Genomic DNA, 21,255 nt, shown 5'->3' with positions numbered 1-21,255 from the left:
TTTTATATTTATTAATTTATTTTACTTTATTGTGCAACAACAACCATTGCTGGACGAAGTACACGATCTTCAAGTTTGTAACCCTTTTGAAGAACTTGTACAACTGTATCCTTAGCATGCTTATCATCGGCTGGAACAGTTTGAACGGCTTGACTAAATGTTGGATCAAACTTTTCACCAACATTGTCAATCGCTGTCACATGATTATTTTCAAATGCTTTAACCATGTGTTGTTGAACCATTTCAATACCTTTTTTAAGTTGTTTGCTGGCATCATCGTCAGCTTCAACACTCAAAGCACGTTCAAGATTATCCAAAACAGGTAGAATTTCAGTCGCCAATTTTTGACCGTCATATTTAAGGATGTCAGCGACTTCCTTGCTATGACGCTTATTCATATTTTGCATTTCTGCTTGGCTTCTTAAAAGATTATCTTCTAAGTCGGAATTCTTTTTCTTCAAATCCGCAATTTCTTTATCTTTGGGATCGATTTTTTCAGCCTGTTTTGTTTTAGCTGATTTTTCATCAGTCTTTGGAGCTGCTTCTTTTTTAGAAGTCTTCAAATCCTGGTCTGTTTCTTTATCTGCCATTACTTCCTCCTAAAAATTTCAAGAATCATCATACCTTGAATAATAATCAATTAGTCGTTTGGCTAATTCAACTCTAAATTCTCCGAGCAAACCAATCAATTGTGAATAGTGCATCGTCTGTGGACCAAGCAAGGCAATAACACCCTTACCATGGTTACCGACATCGTAATTCGCAGTGATGATACTGTAATTTTTCAACGCATCACTACCTAATTCACTTCCGAGACGAACACGAATGCCGTCATCAGAAATGCTAGGATCAAGCAGTTTTCTCAAATCAGTACTCTGATTCATAATTGAAAATAGTGATTGAACTTGTGATAAATCATCATTGTTTGCATAATTCAAAAGATTCAATTGTCCGTCGACATAATACTTCTCGGAACCAGCCTTTTTGAAAAGCTGATCCATCATATCCAACAAACCGTCGGATGAGTACATGTACTCGGAAAGAATTGCTGGTACATCGTTGTGCAACATTTGAATAACCTTTGGTAATGGTTGTCCAACTAACTTGTCGTTCACGATGTTAACAATTTTTTCAATTAAAGAAGTATCAAAATCGTCATCTATTGTATAGATATTATTCTCAACATTATTATCGCTTGTAACGATGATTGCCATAAGTTGATGTGGGTTCAAAGGAACAATTCTAAAACCTGTTAAAAGGATTGAACTGCTCTCTGGACCTAAAGTGATAGCTGTGTAACTGGTCAGATGAGATAAGATCTTGGCGGATTGTTCAATAATATCATCAATCTGGTGATACGTTTTGCCAAAATCGTCGTCAATTCTCTGCGCAATATCTTGTGGTACGCTCGTAGGCTGTACCAAATGATCAAGATAATAGCGATATCCCATCGCTGAAGGAATTCTACCAGATGAAAGATGGGTTTTCTCGAGATAACCGACTTCCTCTAGCATTGCCATTTCATTTCTGATTGTCGCAGAACTTACATGGAAAGGTAATTCATTCATCAATGTCTTCGAACCAACCGGCTGGCCGGTATCTGTAAATATGCGCACGACTTCTCTCAAGATTGCATCTTGACGTTGTGATAGCATTATACCGTCCTCCTTTTTAGCACTATTCATACCTGAGTGCTAACAATGTAAAATATAACAATCTATCCTATTAGTGTCAAGTATGCACGCTCAATTTTTCTAATTTTTCCGCGATTATTTTAAAATCGGCATTCTATGGTAAGATTTAGGAAAAATCAAATCAATACGAGGTAAATTATGCTCAATCAAATTATTGGTGTGAAATTTCTTGCTTCCAGATCCTACGAAGAACTTCTCGAAAAGCCTTGGGACATTTTAACTTCTGGAGATCAATACAGTTATGTTAGCCGTGGCTTCAAAGTTAACGTTGATGATTTAGTCATTGTTCCTAATTCTGGATACAATGACACGGTCGTTGTTCCTGCTGTTGTTACTGAAGTTGACATCAACGAGCACGCTGACCGTGCTACTCGTCCAATATTGGCAGTTATTACTAAAGAGCAGCTTATGCATCGTGAAGGACAAGCATATGGCGTACACAAGGAACTGACCAACCGTGAGCTTATTTTCAAGCAGTTAAATAAGGAATACGACCAAGCAGTCAGAATGGAACAAATTGAAAAAATGTCCAAAACCAATCCAACAATCGCTGCCCTTTTGAATGAATTAAATAAGCAAGACAAGATTTTAGAAGAACATCGAGCATTACCCAAAACTCAAATTACTCGAGCTATTGATTCCCAATTGTTTTAATTATTTGAATTGAATTAACAAATACCCTGCAGCCAATATTGCGCTACAGGGTATTATTTTACTTTTTTAAGGCTTTAATAGAATTTTTCTTATCGAGTTCCAACTGTTTAACCAAACCATCAGCATCGTCAAATTTAACCTCGCCACGTAAATAGTGAACCCACTCAATAGCGACGTGTTTGCCATAAATGTCTCGATCAAAGTCGAAAATATTAGTTTCAATCGTTACACCAGTATTTTCTTTAAATGTCACATTATAACCAACTGATGTCATTGCATTGTACCAAACACCGTCAATCTTTATTCGTGTGGCATAAACACCAATAGCTGGAATTACTTGTGACCCATCGACTGCAAGGTTGGCTGTAGGATAACCTAGTGTCCGTCCTCTTTGTAAGCCATGAATAACGGTTCCTTGATTTTGATAGGTGTACCCTAAGAATTCATTTGCAGTACCGATATGACCTTGCAAAATAAACTCTTTGATAGCACTTGAGCCAATCTTTTGGCCATCAATCAATTGCTCAGGAACAGTAACTGTTTCAAATCGTCCTTGCGCGTAATTTGGCAAATTCTGCATATTGGCAATATCTTTTTTGCCATAAGTATAGTCAAATCCAGCTACAACAAACTTAGCCTTGAGACCGACCATATACTGATCAACAAAATCTTGCGGCTTTAGGTGAGCAAAATCATCAGTAAAGTGAACAAAAAAAAGGTAATCGACCCCTAATTGTTCTACCAATTCAGCTTTACGTTGCATAGTTGATAAATACTTAAAATTTGTTTCATGTTGATAAATCGTTCTTGGAGAACAGTCAAACGTCATCAAAGTAGCTTTGAGATGATGCTTTTGAGCTAATTCAACACCAGTTTTAATTACTGCCTGATGTCCTAAGTGCACACCATCAAAGAATCCCATTATCAAGACGGTGTCACTTGCTGGGCGTTGTTGTTCCAATAACGGATGTTTAACGTTTATAATCTGCATTTTTTATCTCTTTTATTTATATTAAGTTAACATTAACTGTTTTATAAATTACTAATATTTAGTTATTTTTCAATAACATCAAATCAGGAATCCACATATCTCTTACTTTATCATACTTGTAAAGGGCTTTCGTAACGCCGCCCCTTTGCACACGTAATTGCTTAGTTTTGTCAGAATCAACATTTTCCAAGAATCCCCCGTGCAATACGCGAACTTCCCACTCTTCGTCATTCAATTCATAACTAGGAACATCTGTTAACACATCATCAATTGATCTCAAAAAACTGTAGTCTTCGTTATCCATCATGTCTGATATTTGACCAAGTGTGAAAGTCTCTTCAATAGGAAAACCCGCACTCTTAACACGTGTCAATTGTGACATAAAAGCTGGTAGTCCAAGCATATGACCAAATTCAACTGCTAGTGTTCTAACATAAGTTCCTTTTGAACACTTAACGTGAAATTTGACAGTCTGATAACCAGTTGTCTCGTCAAAAACAGGTTCACCCATAATGTGAAAGTCATAAATATGAATATGTCTTTCTGGACGTTCAACTTCAAGTCCAGCTCGAGCGTATTCATAAAGTTTCTTCCCATTTACTCGAACGGCAGAAAACATTGGTGGAATCTGCGTTAAATCCCCAGTCATCTTTTCAAAAATTGGGTTCAATTCATCTATCGTAAAAGGCTTAGCTAATTTTTGTTCGTCAACAGTCTCCCCTTCACGATCTTCAGTAGTTGTCGACTTGCCTAAGGTTATTTCACCCTCATACTCTTTAGGAGAGCCTGTCAGCGTGTTTACCAGTTTAGTTGCCTGTCCCACACAAATTGGTAAAACCCCATTGACTAGTGGGTCTAGTGTCCCTGTGTGGCCAATTTTTCTTGTATGTAGTATTTTTCTTAGTTTGTAAACATAATCAGAACTAGTTTGTCCGATTTCTTTATTTAATGGAATTACTCCGTCCATAATAATCTCCGTATCTGTGTAATATCATCAATAATTTTACTAGTATTTGGGAGAAAAAGGTAGAGGATTGTGTTATTTGGCGATTGCCGCATGCGGGTGTCAGTGTTGGAGCCCACATGCTAGGTTGATAACCTACTATAAACATTTCATATCCTAAAACATCTTAAATACTTTTACACTCAACTAATAACGATTAATTAGTCGGAAGAGCTGGGAAATATTTGTGTGCTGTGGTTCGAGACCGAACTTTGGCTCGGACCGTTCCGCACAGCTTGAGAATATTTTCCAGCTCTTCCGACGTCATACTTAATTAAAACAAAAAAATCAGGAGTTCCTAGATATTTTATCTAAGAAAACCTGATTTTTTATTTTGATTCAAAACTAAAATTCGTAATTTTATTATAGTTTCCAAAGATGGATACTCTCTACTCTGAAAACGGCATACTCCAATTAATTAATGATTAGCTTCGTCTTGATGTAACTTAGCAATCAACTTATCAATCTTTTCACCATAGCGAATTGATTGATCTTGTTTGAATTCCAATTCAGGAACTTTGTACAAAGTTAATTTTTGACCAAGCTCACGTCTGATCAAGCCTTTAGCTTTATCCAAACCCGCTTGTGTCTTTTCAACATCACTAGCTTTTTCTGAAAGGATGCTGTAATAGATGGTTGCTTGTTGCAAATCACCTGTCATTTCAACACCTGTAACTGTTACACCTTGAACTCTTGGATCACGAACACGTTTCAAAAGAATATCGTTAACTTCTTTTTGAATTTCTTGTTCCACACGACCAATACGATGTTTAACCATATCGTACCTCCTACGTTATTTAATATATCTATTTCAATATATGGTGTTAGTTAATAATTCGCTTTAAATATCGGTTTTAATTATATTCAACATTTTGAATATTTTTATACTCAACCTATAAAAAATCTAGTCGGAAGATTTGATAGTATTTATCTGCCGTGGAAGTGGCGTTATGGCTTTAGCCATTACACCACCAGGCGTGTTTGGAGACTTACCGATTTTTGGTAAGGCTTCAAACCGAGGTTCGAGACCGCTCTTTGGCTCGGGCCGGTCCGCACAGCAGTAGAATACTATCAGATCTGGAGACGGCAAACCTAACTAACGCTACATGTTTTGCCAGTAATTCTCTATTTATTCATCACTGCTTGATTATATCACATCATGATTTCAAAAAAATAAAGTCAAAATGTTTATTAAACATCGTGACTTTATTTTAATTATCATTTAAATTACGAGTTTACTTTACAGGAACTTCTTCCATTACGTAAGCTTCAACTTCGTCGCCAATCTTAATATCGTTGTAGTTTTCGATTGTGATACCACATTCAAATCCTGAACCAACTTCTTTGACGTCGTCCTTGAAACGTTTAAGTGAAGCAAGCTTGCCTTCGTAGACAACTACGCCATCTCTAACAAGTCTAACACCACTATCACGTTGAATCTTACCACTATCAACGTAACAACCAGCAATTGTACCAATCTTAGAAACGTTGTATGTTTCACGGACTGTTAAGTTACCAGTAATCTTTTCTTCATAGACAGGTTCAAGCATACCCTTCATGGCTGCTTCAATCTCATCGATAGCCTTGTAAATAACTCTGTGTAGACGAATATCAACATTTTCATCCTTAGCTTGTACTTTAGCTTGAGCTGTTGGACGAACATTAAATCCGATGATGATAGCATTACTTGCAGAAGCAAGGTTAACATCACTTTCAGTAATAGCACCAACGGCAGAGTGAATAATATTGACACGAACGCCCTTAACTTCAATCTTCTTCAAACTTCCGGCAATGGCTTCAGCAGAACCTTGTACATCGGCTTTAATAATAACGTCGACTTGTTTAAGTTCTCCCTCTTTCATTGTTTCGAATAAGTTATCAAGTGTAACAGGATTTGTGTTTTGACGTTCCTTTTGAAGGGCACGACTAGCACGTTCCTCACCAGCTGCACGAGCAGTCTTTTCATCATCGAAGACAACGAACTTATCAGCTGATTCTGGCACATCATTTAGACCAGTAACTTCGACTGGCTCTGATGGCTTAGCATCTTCAATGTCTTTACCGTTGTAGTTTGTCATTGTTCTAACACGACCGAAGGTATTACCAACAACGATTGGATCTCCAACATGCAATGTACCTTGTTGTACAAGCAATGTAGCAACAGGTCCACGGCCCTTGTCCAACTTAGCTTCGATAACAGTACCGATAGCTTTTTGTTCAGGGTTAGCTTTCAATTCCAAAACATCAGATTCAAGCAAGATCATTTCTAGCAATTCATCGATGTTTGTTCCCATTTTGGCTGAAATATTAACAAAGATAGTATCTCCACCATAACTTTCAGGAACAAGGTCATACTTCATAAGTTCTTCAGTAACGTGTTGTGGATTAGCACCCGGCTTATCGATCTTATTGATAGCTACGATGATAGGGTCATTTGCGGCCTTAGCATGGTTTATAGCTTCAATAGTCTGTGGCATAACACCATCGTCAGCTGCAACAACTAGGATAACGATATCAGTGATATCAGCACCACGAGCACGCATATTTGTAAAGGCAGCGTGTCCTGGAGTATCCAAGAATGTAATCAATCTATCTTTAAGACGTACTTGATAAGCACCGATATGTTGAGTAATACCACCAGCTTCACCAGCTGTAACGTGTGTATGTCTCAAGTGATCAAGCAATGTAGTCTTACCATGATCAACGTGTCCCATGATAGTAACAACGGGTGGACGTGTAACAAGGTTATCTGCATTGTTAGCTTCAGTATCGAAGTACTTGTCGATATCGGCAACATCTTCTTGAACCTTTTCTTCAGCCTTAATACCATAATCTTCGGCCAACAATTCAATAGTATCTTTATCTAATGACTTGTTTTGGTTGATCATAATACCAAGCATGAATAGCTTCTTAACTAATTCAGCTGGTTCTCTGTGAAGGATCTTACCAATATCTTGAGCGTTCATACCTACTGTATAAGTAAGTGTTTCTGGCAATGGACGTTCTTTTCTTTGTGGCATTGGCTTCTTAGGTTCGGTACGTTGACGTTGTTGACGCTTGCGTTCCTTCTTCTTACGACGACTACCAAATGGATTAGCAAGGTTCATCTTGTGGCCAAAGTCACGGTTGTTATTAGTTGGTTTTGCCTTCTTGTATTCTGGCTTTGGAACTTCAACATGAGCTACAGTTGACTTTGGAGTCTCCTTAGCCTTAGCAGCTACATTGTTGTTATTGTTTGGTCTTCTGTTTTGGTTGTTATTTTGGCTATTGTTGTTACGGTTATTGCTATTGTTATGGTTGTTATTATTGTTTCTGTTAAAACGACTTTGGTTTTCGCCATTGTTGTTTGTATTAGGACGGTGATTGTTCTGATTATTTCTGTGAGTATTATCGCTACTATTGTTGCGATTATTAGGACGATTATTGTTATTTCTAGTTGGATGACTAGGAATACGACTTGCATCAGCGATGTTTGTCTTAAATTGTTCTAGATACTTGTTACCAGCACTTTGTGTTGGACGTGGTGCTTGTGATTGAGTGCCGTTAGAACGATCACGTCGGTTATTGTTGTTACGGTTTCTGTTATCACGTGATTGTGAATTGCGGTTATTATTGTTGTTACGGTTGTTTGTATTGTTGTTACGATTTCCGTTATTATTGCGGTTATCGTTACTACGGTTATCACGTGATGGGGTATTACGGTTGTCGCTTCTGTTATTACTATTAGCATTAGCAGTAGTGTTGTTAGTACGATGGTTAGTATTCGAATTATTGCTGTTTGGACGATTACCATTGGATGTGTGATTGTTGTTGCGATGGTCAAAGTGACCGTTACCCTTATTAGCATCTCTTCTTACAGCAGTAATCTTAATCTTAGTTTTGTGATCACCAGAATTGTGATTACTACCTTCGTGTTTTTCACCGGCTTTTGCAGGTTGTGCAGGTCTTGATGATTGTGTTTGATGTGTTGCAGGTTTTGATGGCTTTGCAGCTGGTCTTGTTGCAGGCTTTGATACAGCCTTTGCAGCTGGTTTGCTACCACCCTTTAAACTACTTACAATCTTCTTCTCTGTGCCTTCATCTACTGATGACATATGGTTCTTAACGTCGATACCTAATTTACTGGCGGCATCTAATACTACTTGATTCTCAACACTATTTTCTTTTGCAATAGTATAAATTCTCTTTTTGACCATCCTATCACTCTCCTTAATTGTCCATAAATTCTTTTAACCTTTTAGCAAATCCGAGATCTGTTATTCCCATAACTTTTCTGTCTTTTCCAATAGCTGTTTTTATGTCATTACTACTTATTGTATCTATCACAGGTACATTATAATAACTTGCCTTGTTGTGCAAATCTTTTTTTGTACGTGGACTACAATCTGAAGCCATAATTACCAACTTAACTTCACCATTACGAATTCCATTAATTGTTAACTCAGTTCCACTAATAACTTTTCGTGCTCTGACGGCAATGCCTAAAAAATTTAAGAAAGATTTCATTAATGTTTCTTACCTAGATCTCCGAAGAGATCCATTCTAGCTTTCTGATGATCGACAAAGTCGAATAGTTCATCATAAAAAGTCTCTGGTACTGCATGTGAGAAGACTTTTTCTAAAGACTTCTTTGACTTAGCATTTTTAATGGCTTCAGGATCCAGACCAACGTAAGCACCGCGACCGGGCTTTTTTCCGGTAGAATCAATTGAAATGTTGCCTTCTTTATCTTTGACAATTCTTACCATTTCTCTTTTTGGATACATCTTGTTTGTCAAAATATCTTTACGCATTGGTATCTTACGAGTTGCCAAATCCATCACCCCTTTTTAATTTTCTGAATCAGTTGAATCAGGTGTATCTGTGTCAGTTGCATCATCGTCTGAATCGTCATTTGAATCTTCAGCTGCTGGATTCTTTGCGTCATCCGCATTAGCTGCATTTTCACGTGTCTTTTCAATATCGATTTTACCACTCTCAACATCAGCAAGATTTACATCTTGATCGTTGTCATCCACAAATTCAACTTGTGATTCCGGTTTGATATCAATCTTATAGCCAGTTAACTTAGCAGCTAAACGGGCGTTTTGACCCTTTTTACCAATTGCCAATGACAAGTGATAATCAGGTACGATAACGATACATTGTTTCTTATCGTCATCATCAAATTGCACAGCAATAACTTCAGCAGGGTTCAAAGCGTTAGCAATGAAGTCTACTGGGTCATCAACGTAAGGCACAACATCAATGTTTTCACCGTTTAATTCATCAACAACAGCTTGAACACGTGAGCCCTTAGGTCCAACACATGTACCAACTGGGTCAACGTCTGGATTGTCTGACTTAACAGCAATCTTAGTTCTGTCCCCGGCTTCACGAGCGATTGAGACGATTTCAACTGTTCCATCATAAATTTCAGGAACTTGTTGTTCGAACAAACGCTTTACCAAACCTGGATCAGTTCTAGAAACGAACACTTGAGGTCCCTTAGTAGCATTTTCAACCTTAGTAACGTAAACACGAATTCTATCACGAGAATTGTATGTTTCACCAGGCATTTGATCAGCTTTAGGCATAACTGTTTCGATACGACCATAAGTGATATAAACATATCTACTATCACTACGTTCAACGGTACCTTGAATGATTTCGTGTTCATATTGGCTATATTCATTATAGATGATATCGCGTTCAGCTTCACGAACTCTTTGCATGATTACTTGCTTAGCAGTTTGGGCTGCAATACGTCCGAAATCTTTAGGTGTAACCTCTTCTTTGATATGATCGCCGATTTCGTAACCCTTGCTCTTTTGTTGTGCATCTTCGAGACTAACCTCTAAACGATCATCAACAACTTCTTCAACGACTTCTTTAACTGCATAAACATGTATATTACCCTTTTTGGCGTCAAATTCAACATCAACGTTTTGGGCTTGGTTGTAATTTCTTTTATAAGCAGCTACTAGAGCGGCTTCGAGTGATTCAATCACATATTCTTTTTTAATACCCTTTTCGCTTTCAAGCGCATCGAGGGCCTCAACCATTTCTTTACTCATGATTTTCTCCTTAGAATTCGATTGCAAGTCGAAGCTTAGCAATGTTATCGCGGCTAATTTCTACTTGTTTCTTTAAATTCTTAACTTTAACAATCAAAGTTATCTTGTCATCTGTTACTTCACTCAATGTTCCTTCAAAAGCTTTTTGACCATCTTGTTTTTGATATAGAGATGCATGAATATAATCATCCACATAATCAGAAAGACTTTCGTCATTCTTTAATGGACGTTCGGCACCTGGAGATGAAACCTCTAGGTAATATGCTGGATCGATTGGATTCAATTCATCCAGCTTTTCTCCGTATTCTTCACTAATAACGGCACAGTCATCAATGTTGATGCCGCCCTTTTTATCAGCATAAACTCTTAAATACCAGTCTCCACGCTCGTGGACAAATTCTAGATCAACAAGAAAGAAATCATGCTTATCTAAAATAGGCTGTAAAATGGCTTTTAATTCTTCAACTTTTGTATCCAAGGACATTCCTCCAAAGTAATTCGGCAATAAAAAGAGTGAGCATCTCTGCTCACTCATTAATCAATAATTAACTAGTAGTTAATTTAACATATATTACTATTTAAATCAACTTATAACAACCATACTAGAATAATGATAGCTGATTTTCTTCCGGCATACCATCTAAAGCATGATTTTCAGTCATATATTCGATAACCGTCTTCGAAACCTTACCACGAGTACTCAAATCTTGTTTAGATAAGAAAGGTTTTTCTTCACGAGCGGCAATGATTTGTTTAGCAACGTTATCACCCAGACCAGGAATGGCATTGAATGGTGCCAAAAGTGTCTTATCATCGATAATCTTGAACTCAAAAGCATCAGATTTTTCGATATCGACCATCTTAATCTTGAAACCACGTTCCAAACACTCATTAGCTAATTCTAACACAGTTAACAAATTCTTTTCTTTCGTTGAAGCATCCATCCCTTTATCATTGATTTCCTTCATCGCTGCTTTGACAGCATCTTTACCAGTTGTCATTGAAACGAGGTCAAAATCATCAGCACGAACTGTGAAGTAAGCACTGTAATAATAAAGTGGGTAGTGAACCTTAAAGTAAGCAATTCGAAGCGCCATGATAATGTAGGCTGTCGCGTGAGCTCGAGGGAACATGTACTTAATCTTCAAACATGAATCAATGTACCAATCAGGAACATCAGCATCCTTCATTGCTTGTTTCCAATCGTCTGGAATACCACGACCTTTACGAACGTGCTCCATAATTTGGAAAGCCATCTGTGAATCCATACCATAGTGAATCAAATCCATCATAATATTATCACGACAACCAATAACTTCCTTCAAAGTAACAATACCCTTGTCGATCAACTCTTCCGCATTTCCTAACCACACATCAGTACCATGTGATAATCCAGAAATTTGTAGCAATTCGGCAAAAGTTGTTGGATGAGTTTTCTCAAGCATTCCACGAACAAAACGAGTACCAAATTCTGGAACTCCTAATGTACCAGTCTTTGAGAAAATCTGTTCTGGTGTAACACCAAGGGATTCAGTACTTCTAAAGAGTTCCATAACTTCAGGATCTTTAACTGGCAATGACTTAGGATCAATGCCTGACAAATCTTGTAACATACGAATCATTGTGGGATCATCATGTCCCAAAATATCGAGTTTCAAGATATTATCATGGATTGAGTGGAAATCAAAGTGAGTTGTTTTCCAAAGAGCTGACTGATCATCAGCTGGATATTGAATTGGCGTGAAATCAAAAATGTCCATGTAATCTGGCACAACGATGATTCCGGCCGGATGTTGTCCAGTTGTTCGTTTAACACCAGTTGAGCCGATAGCTAAACGTTCAACTTCAGCATTACGAAGATTCTTACCAGTCAATTCTTGATAGTTCTTAACGTAACCAAAAGCTGTTCTATCAGCAATTGTACCAATGGTACCAGCACGGAACACGTGGTCTTCCCCGAACAATACTTTTGTATAATTGTGGGCTACTGGTTGGTAGTCACCAGAGAAGTTCAAATCGATATCAGGAACCTTATCACCCTTGAAACCAAGGAAGGTTTCGAACGGAATATCCTGACCATCTTTTTCCAACTCAGTACCACACTTAGGACATTTTTTATCATCCAAGTCATATCCTGAACCAACTTCACCTTTAGTAAAGAATTCGGAATACTTACATTTAGGACAACGATAATGTGGTGGTAGCGGATTAACTTCGGTAATTCCAGTCATGGTAGCAACGAAACTGGAACCAACGGAACCACGGGAACCAACCAAGTATCCATCTTTATTAGATTTGTAAACCAAACGTTGTGAAATCAAATAAATAACTGAGAAACCATTACCAATGATACTTTTTAGCTCTTTATCCATTCGTTCCTGAACAATTTCAGGTAGTGGATCACCATAAAGTTCATGAGCTTTGTTCAAAGTTAAATTCTTAATTTCATCTTCGGCACCCTCCATTTTAGGAGTGTAAAGTTTGTCTTTAACCGGAGAAATTTCATCAATTGAATCCATGATTTTCTTAGGATTATCAACAATAATTTCTTGTTCAGTCGCCTGATCCATATAATTAAATTCATCGAACATTTCATTAGTAGTTCTAAATTGAACATCAGGTAATTCAGGACGACGACCCAAAGCATTACTCTTAACCGCTTTGATGACAATATCACGGTAAACTTTGTCATGATCATCCAAATAGTGAACATCCCCCGTTGCGACAACAGGCTTATTCAATTCCTTACCCAATTTAACGATATTCTTCAAAATTTCTTCCAAAGCATTTTCGTCTTTAATAATCTTAATATCAATCAAGTGTTGATATAACGAACGTGGCATAACTTCCAAGTAATCGTAATATTGAGCTAATTCACGTGTATCGTCATATCCCTTTTGCATCATACTTGTGAAAACTTCACCATTCTCACAGGCAGATCCAACAATAATACCTTCACGATATTTGTTCAATAAACGTCTTGGCACACGAGCTGTTCGGTAATAATACTGTGTCATTGAGTAAGACACAATTTTGAACATATTCTTCAAACCAGCTTGTGTCTTAGCTAACAAAACAGCGTGAGTTGGACGAGCTTGTTTATAAGCTTCTTCCCCACCAATATGATCATTCAATTGTTCAACGTTATTAGTTCCAAACTTATCTTCCAATTCATCAAACAACTTGTACATCAAGTATCCAGTTGTCTCAGCATCAGAATCAGCTCTATGGTGATGTTCCAAAACGATATTGTAACGTTTAGCCAATGAATCCAACTTATGATTACGATATTCAGAATGCAACGTACGTGACATTTCCAACGTATCGATAATTGGCATTGCCAAACGGTCACGTCCCATACGAGTCAAAGCGGCGTTCATGAAACCCATATCGAAGGTAACGTTGTGTCCAACCAAGATATCATCGCCGATAAAGTCCATGAATTCGCCGACAATAACATTTTCGTCAGGTTCATTCTCAACCATTTCAGTCGTGATGCTAGTCAAGTTGGTTGTTATCTCTGACAATGGATGACCGGGATTGATAAATTTATCAAATCGATCAATCACTTCGCCATCTTTCATCTTTGTAGCACCAATTTCAATAATAGAATCGTAAACAGCTGATAGGCCAGTTGTTTCAGTATCAAAAATTACATATTCAGAACCTTCGAGTTTTTGGTCTCGTAAGTTATACGCAATTGGATTACCTTCATCAACTAGGTCAACTTCAACACCGTAAGCAATCTTAACGCCAAACTTTTTACCAGCATTATAAGCTTCTGGAAAGGCCTGCAAAGCACGATGGTCAGTGATAGCAATCCCTGTTTGACCCCAGTCACTAGCACGTTTGATTAAATCAGTGGCACTAGGAATGGCATCCATTTGACTCATATTAGTGTGTGCGTGTAATTCAATTCGTTTATTGCCATCTTCAGCAGTATCTTGACGTGAAGCATGCTTAATAATATTGATATCTTGAGCCATAATAACCAATTCACGTGAGAAATTATCCTCTTGAACACTACCACGAACTCTGATCCAAGCACCCTTGTCGAGTGAATTGAAGAAAGCTTCATCATCTTCGCCATTCGAGAATTTCTTGATACTGAATGAAGAAGTATAGTCGGTTACTTTCAAAATCAACAGTGAACGACCAGATTTCAATTTACGGACATCAATGTCAAAGACATTACCTTCAACAACCTTGCCACGATCTTCTTCAATGATATCAACCATTTGAGTAACTTCTTGATCATCAGGAATCTTACGACCGACCTTCGAAACATTACCAACTGGTTTAGCAGCTTTCTTTTCGCTGACTTCTTTAGCCTTTGCTTGGAACTCTTTAGCCTTTTCCGCAGCAGCAGCTTTCATGGCAGCTTCTTTTTCTTGTGACTTGTTCTGGTCAATATTAGTTCGAATCTTAAAGTCAGGGAAACCAAGACTACTGTATTCAGCCTGTAAACCGTTTAACAAACTGCCGTCAATCACATCAGCCATAAAATCATTGGAGACATCAAAATAGACGTGTCCATCTTGCATATATGGTGGTGTTTGACTGATTCGACTGATAACCATTGGTGAATTAACACCACAGTCATTTAAAACATAATTCCAATAATCCTTAATATCTTTTTCTCTTAATTCAGCTTTAGTGGTAGTTATCTCAAAATTAACTTGAGCAATTCCATCGAAACTGGCTTTCAGCGCTTTGACAAAAGTCAAAAATTCATTGAATGGCAAAACGTCTGTGAACTCAAAAAAGAAGGTCCAACGTTTACTACTCTTATGAACTTCTAGCTTATTCAATTTACCGTCAGCAAAAGAATCCTGTGACTCTAAGAGACTATCTAATTTAATTTGCTTAACAAGTATTTCAAAAAGTTGTTTTGTATCTGACATATTCTACCCTTCACAAATAAAAAAAGGCCTAAGCCTCATTACTGATTCTTAAGCAATATTTTTACTGAATTTACTAATTCATCTTTACTTACTTCGATTGTTTCGCCAGTACTTCTAATCTTAAGTTCCACAATCTCGTCGGCAGCTTTTTTACCAACTGTGATTCGAATTGGAATACCAATCAAATCTGAGTCCGCAAATTTAACGCCGGGACGTTCTTTACGATCATCAAGTAAGACATCATAGCCTTCATCTTGCAACAAAGTAACGATTTCGTCACTTAATTTGCCTTGAACATCATTGTTGTACTTGATTGGAACAACGTGAATTTGGTATGGAGCCAATTGTGCTGGCCAGATAATACCATTTTCATCACTGTGTTGTTCAATAATTGCTGAAAGCAATCTTGAAATACCAATTCCGTAACAACCCATGATCAATGGATTAGATTTACCATTTTCATCCAAGAAGTTAGCGCCAAGTGCCTTAGAGAACTTAGTACCCAATTTGAAAATGTGGCCAATTTCAATACCACGAGTAAATTTGATGTGACCATGACCGTCTGGAGAAGTTTCTCCTTCTTTGATAACACGGAAATCTCTAAACTCAGGCATTTCATCAGTAATATCTTCAAAGTTAGCGTTGATAAAGTGATGGTCTTCCTTGTTAGGACCAACAACAAAGTTAGTCAAACCAACAAGTGAGCTATCATACAATACCTTAACCTTGTCATCGATACCCTTAGGTCCGATAAATCCAGGTACACTGTGGAATACATCTTTAACTTCTTCAGGAGTAGCTTCACGCAGGAAGTCGGCACCTAAGTAGTTTTTAATTTTAACATCATTAGCGTCGTAATCGCCACGAATCATAACCATTACTGGTTCGTCATCAGCCATGTAAGCCACAGCCTTCATGATTCTAGCAGGTTCAACTTTTAGAAGTGCAGCCAAAGTATCAATTGTGTGAACGTTTGGTGTGTCGACTTCTTCAATAGATTTCTTTTCTTCAGTAGGATTTTCATCCATCTTACTTGCAGCCATTTCCAAGTTAGCAGAATAATCTGATTCGTCAGAATAAGCAATTGTATCTTCACCGATAGGAGCAATAGCAGAAAATTCTTTTGAATCAGTTCCACCCATGGCACCGGCATCACCAATAATGGCACGATAGTTCAAACCACAGGCATCGAAAATGTTGCGGTAAGCTTGTTCCATTTGGTTGAAGACAACATCCAATTGTTCCTTGTTAGCTGTAAACGAATAAGCATCCTTCATCAAGAATTCACGACCACGTAATAGACCATAACGAGGACGATCTTCATCACGATACTTCATTTGCATTTGGTATAAAACAAGTGGCAATTTCTTGTAACTGTTCAAACCTTCCTTAACCACGCTAGTAAATGTTTCTTCGTGGGTAGGTCCTAAAACAAATTCTCTTTCGTGACGATCCTTCATCTTGAAAAGATTGTCGCCATAAGTTTCATAACGCCCACTTTCCTTCCACAAATCAGCTGGTAAAATTGCTGGCATTTGCATTTCAACGGCATCAATTTTTTCCATTTCTTTGCGCATTAGATCTTCAAGCTTACGGATTACTGACCAAGCTAATGGCAAGTATGCGTACACACCTGCAGAAACTTGTCTGATGTATCCGGCTCTCAACATCAATTGGTGACTGACTGCTTCAGCATCTGAAGGAGTTTGTTTTAGTGTTGGAATATATAATTTTGATTGTTTCAAGTTCTCTTATCCCCCTATTTTATAAAGAAACGCTGGATATCATTCCACGTTACGGCAACCATCAATAGTACCAAAATCCCGACACCGATTAGGGTGATAACATTCTCATATTGTTCAGGAATTGGTTTTCTTCTAATTGCTTCAACGATATTTAACAAAATCTTCCCACCATCTAAGGCTGGAATAGGTATCAAGTTAACGATCCCCAAATTCATCGATAACATTGATGTGAACAAAATAATATTGATCAAACCAGTTGAGGCCACTTTGGAAGTCATTGAATAAATTCCGACAGGACCGGATAATTGATTAATACTAAATCCACCAGAGACCATTTTACCTAAGGCGTGGAAAATTGTTAATGATGTGCTCCAGGCATATGTAAATCCATATTTAATCTTACCAAGGACAGATGAATCCAATTTAGCAGTAATTCCAATCATGCCATATTTTTGACCTGATTGTTTAACTGTCTTGGGAGTTAATTTAATTTGTTCAGTCTTTTTACCACTTTGAACGCTTAACGTTAAGTTTTTGCCAGGGTTGTTCTGAATCTTCTCAGTCAATGTAGCCCAAGAACCAGTTTTCTTCCCGTTAACGCTAAGAATCTTATCATTCGCTTTTAAGCCAGCCTTTTGAGCCACAGAGTTGTTTTGAACTCCGCCTAGTTGATTTGTACCTGTACCAACTGAACCCATCATAAAGGCCGCTAAAATAGCAGCTACGATAGCTAGCACAAAGTTATTGAATGGACCAGCAAAGTTAGTGATCATTCGTTTCCAAACAGAAACTGATTGCAACTGAACGTCACGAGGAGCAATTTGAACTTCGGTTCCGTCCTCTTCAACAATTGTTGCATCATGATCGACTGAATATTTTTTAGTGACAGACTCATCACCATTTTCGTATCCTTCAATGATTAAATCATCGACAAGGTCAGCTTTTGAGATTTGAACTGGAACCGCGTTTGCATCGTAAACTTTACTTGAAGTTATAATTTTTGTTACTTTGTTATCATCATTCAAAACTAAAGATGACATTGTTCCGGGTTGAATCTCAGAGTCATCTTCCTGGGCACCAGCCATTCGTACATAACCACCTAGAGGCAAAAGTCTCAAGGTATATGTCGTATGGTTTTTTCTGTATGCCACAATTTTTGGACCCATTCCAACAGAAAACTCCCGAACCAAGATTCCGGATTTTTTTGCTGCATAATAGTGTCCAAATTCATGAACGATCACTAAGATTCCAAAAACGATTATAAATGTAATTATCGCGGTCATTTTAACCTCCACGAGCTGCTGTTTATACTAAACCAAAAATGTGTAACAAAGGTAGCACGATCAACATGCTATCGAAGCGATCCAAAATCCCACCATGACCTGGTAGGATATTTCCTGAATCCTTTACTTTGTAGAATCTCTTATAGGCAGACTCAATCAAGTCACCCATTTGTCCCATAATTGAGAGTACAAAGGCAATCATCAACATAGTTGTCATTGAGTACTCTTGGGGAACGAAATACATGTAAACTCCAGAAAGAATCAAAGCCATAATAATTCCGGCAATTGTGCCTTCCCAAGTTTTGTTAGGGCTAATTGCAGGCCATAACTTGTGCTTACCAATTTTTCTACCAAATGAATAAGCAAAAATATCAGTTGACCACACAACAATCAAGGCATACATCAAAAGACCTAAACCAGGAGCTGAATTTCTAACGGCTGCTAGATAGTGGAAACCAGTACCAATGTAAAGCATTGATACGACTGACACACCAGCATCTTCAAAATTAAATTTATTTTTAGTCAAAACTGTAATGATCAATAAGATGATCGAGAAAACGTAAAATAAATCCAAACGTGTGAAACTCTTTGGGAACCAACCATGATAGAAAGCATCTGGCACAACTAATGCCAAAGTTCCTAAGATAGTTACCAAAAAGTCCATTGAAACGATGATTCTTTTACGCATGATATAAACTTCAAATACACCAACTGCAGCTAAAGCTACCGCAGCAACTTCTAGCCACACTCCACCAGCAAGCAATATGGGAATAAAGATTGCTAATGCAATAACGGCGGTGATTACACGTTGTTTCATAATTTTCCCCCAAACTAACTAAACAGAACCGTATCGACGATCTCGTCTGTCAAATTCTTTAATATCCTCAATCAAGTTGTCAACTGAGTAATTAGGCCAATATGTCTTATCAAAGACCATCTCTGAATAAGCCAATTGCCACAACATAAAGTTAGAAATTCTTTCTTCGCCACTAGTTCTGATCAAAAGATCAGGGTCAGCCAAATTTCCAAGTTGATCAGTCAATAAGTGATCGGCAAACATCGCATCGTCTATCTTGTCTGGATCAATTGAACCATTTGCGGCCTCAATTGCCAAACTTTTAGCTGCATGTACAAGTTCCGCACGACCACCGTAATTAAAAGCAAAGTTGAGGATCATTCCAGTGTTATCCTTTGTGTCCTCAACTGCTTTCAATACTACTTTTCTCGTTCTGTCAGGTAAATGATCCGTAAATCCAGTTACCATTACTTTAATGTTTTCTTTAATCAAATCTGGCATAAATGTTCCAAAGAAATCTACCGGCAAGCGCATCAAGAAATTAACTTCTTTGCTTGGACGGCTCCAATTCTCTGTAGAAAAAGCATAGAGACTCAAAACCTTTACTCCCAAATGACTCGCTGCTGTTGCAATTGTTTTAACATTATTCATGCCTTCTTTATGTCCAGCAATTCTTGGTTGACCTTTTTCTTTAGCCCAACGACCATTACCATCCATAATAATTGCAATATGCTTAGGAACAGATATTTCAGGATCCAATTGTCTCTTATTATCCTCTGCCATTGAAATTAACCTTCAGTGATTTCTTTTTCTTTGGCTGCAGCTAATTTATCAATTTCAGCAATTGCATCGTCAGTTACTTTTTGGACATCTTTTTCAAGAGTATGGAATTCATCTTCAGTAACATCGTTAGCCTTCAATTGCTTCTTCAAATCGTCCATAGCTTCACGACGAACGTTTCTAACAGCGATACGACCACCTTCGGCCTCTTTACCAACTTGTTTAGCAATCTCTTGTCTGCGCTCACCAGTAAGCTGTGGGATAACCAAACGAATAACGTTACCATCATTGGCAGGGTTCAAACCAAGATCTGATGAGTTGATAGCATGTTCAATGTCATCAAGTGAAGATTTGTCATAAGGTGTGATCAAAAGAACACGTGCTTCAGGAATGTTGATTGAAGCAACTTGGTTCAAAGGAACATCACTACCATAGTATGAAACCATAACGTTGCTCAAAATTGAGGCGTTAGCTTTACCAGCACGGATGTTAGCCAATTCGCGGTTTAAAACCTCGGCTGACTTTTTCATGTTTTCTTTAGCTTTGGAAATAGCTTTATTTGTCATCATTACCATCCTCTATAATTGTTCCGATATTTTCACCTTGAACAACCTTCTTGATATTTTCAGCCTTGTTCAAGTTGAATACGATCAATGGAATATTGTTGTCCATTGACAATGATGAAGCTGTTGTATCCATAACTCCAAGATTCTTATTAATGAGATCAAGTTGTGTTAATTTAGAATATTTCTTAGCCTTTGGATCTTTCTTAGGATCAGCTGAGTATACACCATCAACGTTGTTTTTAGCCATTAAGATGACGTCAGCTTCAATTTCAGCAGCACGCAATACAGAAGTTGTATCAGTTGAGAAGTAAGGATTACCAGTACCACCAGCAAAGATTACGACACGGCCTTTTTCAAGGTGTCTGATAGCCTTTCTTCTGATGTATGGTTCAGCAACTTGGCGCATTTCGATAGAAGTTTGCACACGTGTTGGAACACCAATGTGTTCTAGTCCATCTTGTAAAGCTAGTCCATTCATAACTGTAGCCATCATACCCATGTAATCGGCTTGGGCACGATCCATACCCATTTCGGCACCAGTTTCACCACGCCAAATATTACCGCCACCACAAACGATAGCAACTTGAACACCTAAATCGTGAACACTCTTAATTTGTTCAGCTATTTTTTTGATAACTGGGGGATTAATACCAAATCCTTTTTCTCCAGCTAATGCTTCTCCAGAAACTTTTAAAATTACTCTTTTATACTTGATATCAGGCATAAGTACTCTCCTTTAATTTTGCTACTAAACATTTTAACATATTCGCTACACTAAAATTA

At 37.7% G+C, this 21,255-nt stretch carries 18 protein-coding genes; 1 reads left to right on the top strand and 17 read right to left on the bottom strand.

From position 1 onward, the window contains the following. Positions 1–26 precede the first annotated feature (26 nt). Both grpE and hrcA read right to left on the bottom strand, forming a co-directional pair. Positions 27–590, bottom strand: a complete 564-nt coding sequence (grpE, locus tag AAA923_RS01480; RefSeq protein ID WP_338214171.1) for a nucleotide exchange factor GrpE — start codon at positions 588–590, stop codon at positions 27–29. Between the two features lie 18 nt (positions 591–608). After that, on the bottom strand, positions 609–1,655 hold the full coding sequence (gene hrcA / locus AAA923_RS01475; RefSeq protein ID WP_338214169.1) for a heat-inducible transcriptional repressor HrcA: 1,047 nt from the start codon (positions 1,653–1,655) through the stop codon (positions 609–611). A 177-nt stretch (positions 1,656–1,832) separates the two neighbouring features. Between hrcA and AAA923_RS01470 the strand changes: the two genes are divergently transcribed. After that, positions 1,833–2,348, top strand: coding sequence for a hypothetical protein (locus tag AAA923_RS01470; protein ID WP_338214166.1), 516 nt, complete (start codon positions 1,833–1,835; stop codon positions 2,346–2,348). A 58-nt stretch (positions 2,349–2,406) separates the two neighbouring features. On the opposite strand, the gene ribF is transcribed toward AAA923_RS01470, so the two are convergent. The 15 genes from ribF to pyrH form a co-directional block, all read right to left on the bottom strand. Then, positions 2,407–3,339: a riboflavin biosynthesis protein RibF gene (gene ribF, locus AAA923_RS01465; protein ID WP_338214164.1), complete on the bottom strand. Its 933-nt coding sequence runs from the start codon at positions 3,337–3,339 to the stop codon at positions 2,407–2,409. 58 nt (positions 3,340–3,397) lie between these two features. Further along, positions 3,398–4,306 (bottom strand): tRNA pseudouridine(55) synthase TruB, encoded by a 909-nt coding sequence (gene truB / locus AAA923_RS01460; protein ID WP_338214162.1) that lies wholly within the window; start codon positions 4,304–4,306, stop codon positions 3,398–3,400. Between the two features lie 454 nt (positions 4,307–4,760). Further along, entirely contained in the window at positions 4,761–5,120 is a 360-nt protein-coding gene (rbfA, locus tag AAA923_RS01455) for a 30S ribosome-binding factor RbfA (protein ID WP_338214160.1), read from the bottom strand. A 457-nt stretch (positions 5,121–5,577) separates the two neighbouring features. Further along, positions 5,578–8,538 carry a translation initiation factor IF-2 gene (gene infB, locus AAA923_RS01450; protein ID WP_338214158.1) on the bottom strand — a complete coding sequence of 987 codons (2,961 nt, stop codon included), beginning with the start codon at positions 8,536–8,538 and terminating at the stop codon, positions 5,578–5,580. Positions 8,539–8,551: 13 nt separating this feature from the next. After that, positions 8,552–8,848 carry a L7Ae/L30e/S12e/Gadd45 family ribosomal protein gene (locus AAA923_RS01445; RefSeq protein WP_041501777.1) on the bottom strand — a complete coding sequence of 99 codons (297 nt, stop codon included), beginning with the start codon at positions 8,846–8,848 and terminating at the stop codon, positions 8,552–8,554. Then, a complete protein-coding gene (gene rnpM / locus AAA923_RS01440) occupies positions 8,848–9,156 on the bottom strand; it encodes an RNase P modulator RnpM (RefSeq protein WP_338214155.1) in 309 nt (102 codons plus the stop codon). The genes AAA923_RS01445 and rnpM overlap by 1 nt, the downstream gene beginning before the upstream one ends. A gap of 15 nt (positions 9,157–9,171) precedes the next feature. Next, on the bottom strand, positions 9,172–10,398 hold the full coding sequence (nusA, locus tag AAA923_RS01435) for a transcription termination factor NusA (protein ID WP_338214153.1): 1,227 nt from the start codon (positions 10,396–10,398) through the stop codon (positions 9,172–9,174). 10 nt (positions 10,399–10,408) lie between these two features. Further along, complete coding sequence (gene rimP / locus AAA923_RS01430; RefSeq protein ID WP_041501775.1) at positions 10,409–10,882, bottom strand: ribosome maturation factor RimP; 474 nt, start codon at positions 10,880–10,882, stop codon at positions 10,409–10,411. Positions 10,883–11,000: 118 nt separating this feature from the next. Further along, positions 11,001–15,302, bottom strand: coding sequence for a PolC-type DNA polymerase III (locus AAA923_RS01425; protein WP_338214150.1), 4,302 nt, complete (start codon positions 15,300–15,302; stop codon positions 11,001–11,003). A 38-nt stretch (positions 15,303–15,340) separates the two neighbouring features. Next, entirely contained in the window at positions 15,341–17,047 is a 1,707-nt protein-coding gene (locus AAA923_RS01420; RefSeq protein WP_338214148.1) for a proline--tRNA ligase, read from the bottom strand. Between the two features lie 14 nt (positions 17,048–17,061). Then, a complete protein-coding gene (gene rseP / locus AAA923_RS01415) occupies positions 17,062–18,330 on the bottom strand; it encodes an RIP metalloprotease RseP (RefSeq protein ID WP_338214146.1) in 1,269 nt (422 codons plus the stop codon). Positions 18,331–18,352: 22 nt separating this feature from the next. Continuing rightward, positions 18,353–19,147, bottom strand: a complete 795-nt coding sequence (locus AAA923_RS01410; RefSeq protein WP_338214144.1) for a phosphatidate cytidylyltransferase — start codon at positions 19,145–19,147, stop codon at positions 18,353–18,355. Positions 19,148–19,165: 18 nt separating this feature from the next. Beyond that, the gene (gene uppS, locus AAA923_RS01405) at positions 19,166–19,915 is read right to left on the bottom strand and encodes an undecaprenyl pyrophosphate synthase (RefSeq protein ID WP_338214448.1); all 750 of its coding nucleotides are present in this window, start codon (positions 19,913–19,915) and stop codon (positions 19,166–19,168) included. Beyond that, a complete protein-coding gene (gene frr, locus AAA923_RS01400; protein ID WP_338214447.1) occupies positions 19,915–20,472 on the bottom strand; it encodes a ribosome recycling factor in 558 nt (185 codons plus the stop codon). The genes uppS and frr overlap by 1 nt, the downstream gene beginning before the upstream one ends. Next, on the bottom strand, positions 20,462–21,196 hold the full coding sequence (gene pyrH / locus AAA923_RS01395; RefSeq protein ID WP_338214142.1) for a UMP kinase: 735 nt from the start codon (positions 21,194–21,196) through the stop codon (positions 20,462–20,464). The genes frr and pyrH overlap by 11 nt, the downstream gene beginning before the upstream one ends. Between the last annotated feature and the right edge of the window lie 59 nt (positions 21,197–21,255).

It is taken from the genome of Companilactobacillus muriivasis, assembly GCF_036246245.1.
In the GTDB taxonomy this organism is placed as follows: Bacteria; Bacillota; Bacilli; order Lactobacillales; family Lactobacillaceae; genus Companilactobacillus; species Companilactobacillus muriivasis.
Note: the sequence above shows the minus strand (reverse complement) of the source record. Positions and strands in the feature narration are given on the sequence as shown.

What these genes read in the sequence shown, in the direction of transcription:
- infB (WP_338214158.1), bottom strand. Translation starts at nt 8,538, where the DNA reads ATGGTCAAAAAGAGAATTTATACTATTGCAAAAGAAAATAGTGTTGAG.
- AAA923_RS01445 (WP_041501777.1), bottom strand. Translation starts at nt 8,848, where the DNA reads ATGAAATCTTTCTTAAATTTTTTAGGCATTGCCGTCAGAGCACGAAAA.
- AAA923_RS01470 (WP_338214166.1), top strand. Translation starts at nt 1,833, where the DNA reads ATGCTCAATCAAATTATTGGTGTGAAATTTCTTGCTTCCAGATCCTAC.
- truB (WP_338214162.1), bottom strand. Translation starts at nt 4,306, where the DNA reads ATGGACGGAGTAATTCCATTAAATAAAGAAATCGGACAAACTAGTTCT.
- ribF (WP_338214164.1), bottom strand. Translation starts at nt 3,339, where the DNA reads ATGCAGATTATAAACGTTAAACATCCGTTATTGGAACAACAACGCCCA.
- rimP (WP_041501775.1), bottom strand. Translation starts at nt 10,882, where the DNA reads ATGTCCTTGGATACAAAAGTTGAAGAATTAAAAGCCATTTTACAGCCT.
- frr (WP_338214447.1), bottom strand. Translation starts at nt 20,472, where the DNA reads ATGACAAATAAAGCTATTTCCAAAGCTAAAGAAAACATGAAAAAGTCA.
- AAA923_RS01425 (WP_338214150.1), bottom strand. Translation starts at nt 15,302, where the DNA reads ATGTCAGATACAAAACAACTTTTTGAAATACTTGTTAAGCAAATTAAA.
- nusA (WP_338214153.1), bottom strand. Translation starts at nt 10,398, where the DNA reads ATGAGTAAAGAAATGGTTGAGGCCCTCGATGCGCTTGAAAGCGAAAAG.
- hrcA (WP_338214169.1), bottom strand. Translation starts at nt 1,655, where the DNA reads ATGCTATCACAACGTCAAGATGCAATCTTGAGAGAAGTCGTGCGCATA.
- AAA923_RS01410 (WP_338214144.1), bottom strand. Translation starts at nt 19,147, where the DNA reads ATGAAACAACGTGTAATCACCGCCGTTATTGCATTAGCAATCTTTATT.
- rseP (WP_338214146.1), bottom strand. Translation starts at nt 18,330, where the DNA reads ATGACCGCGATAATTACATTTATAATCGTTTTTGGAATCTTAGTGATC.
- rbfA (WP_338214160.1), bottom strand. Translation starts at nt 5,120, where the DNA reads ATGGTTAAACATCGTATTGGTCGTGTGGAACAAGAAATTCAAAAAGAA.
- pyrH (WP_338214142.1), bottom strand. Translation starts at nt 21,196, where the DNA reads ATGCCTGATATCAAGTATAAAAGAGTAATTTTAAAAGTTTCTGGAGAA.
- grpE (WP_338214171.1), bottom strand. Translation starts at nt 590, where the DNA reads ATGGCAGATAAAGAAACAGACCAGGATTTGAAGACTTCTAAAAAAGAA.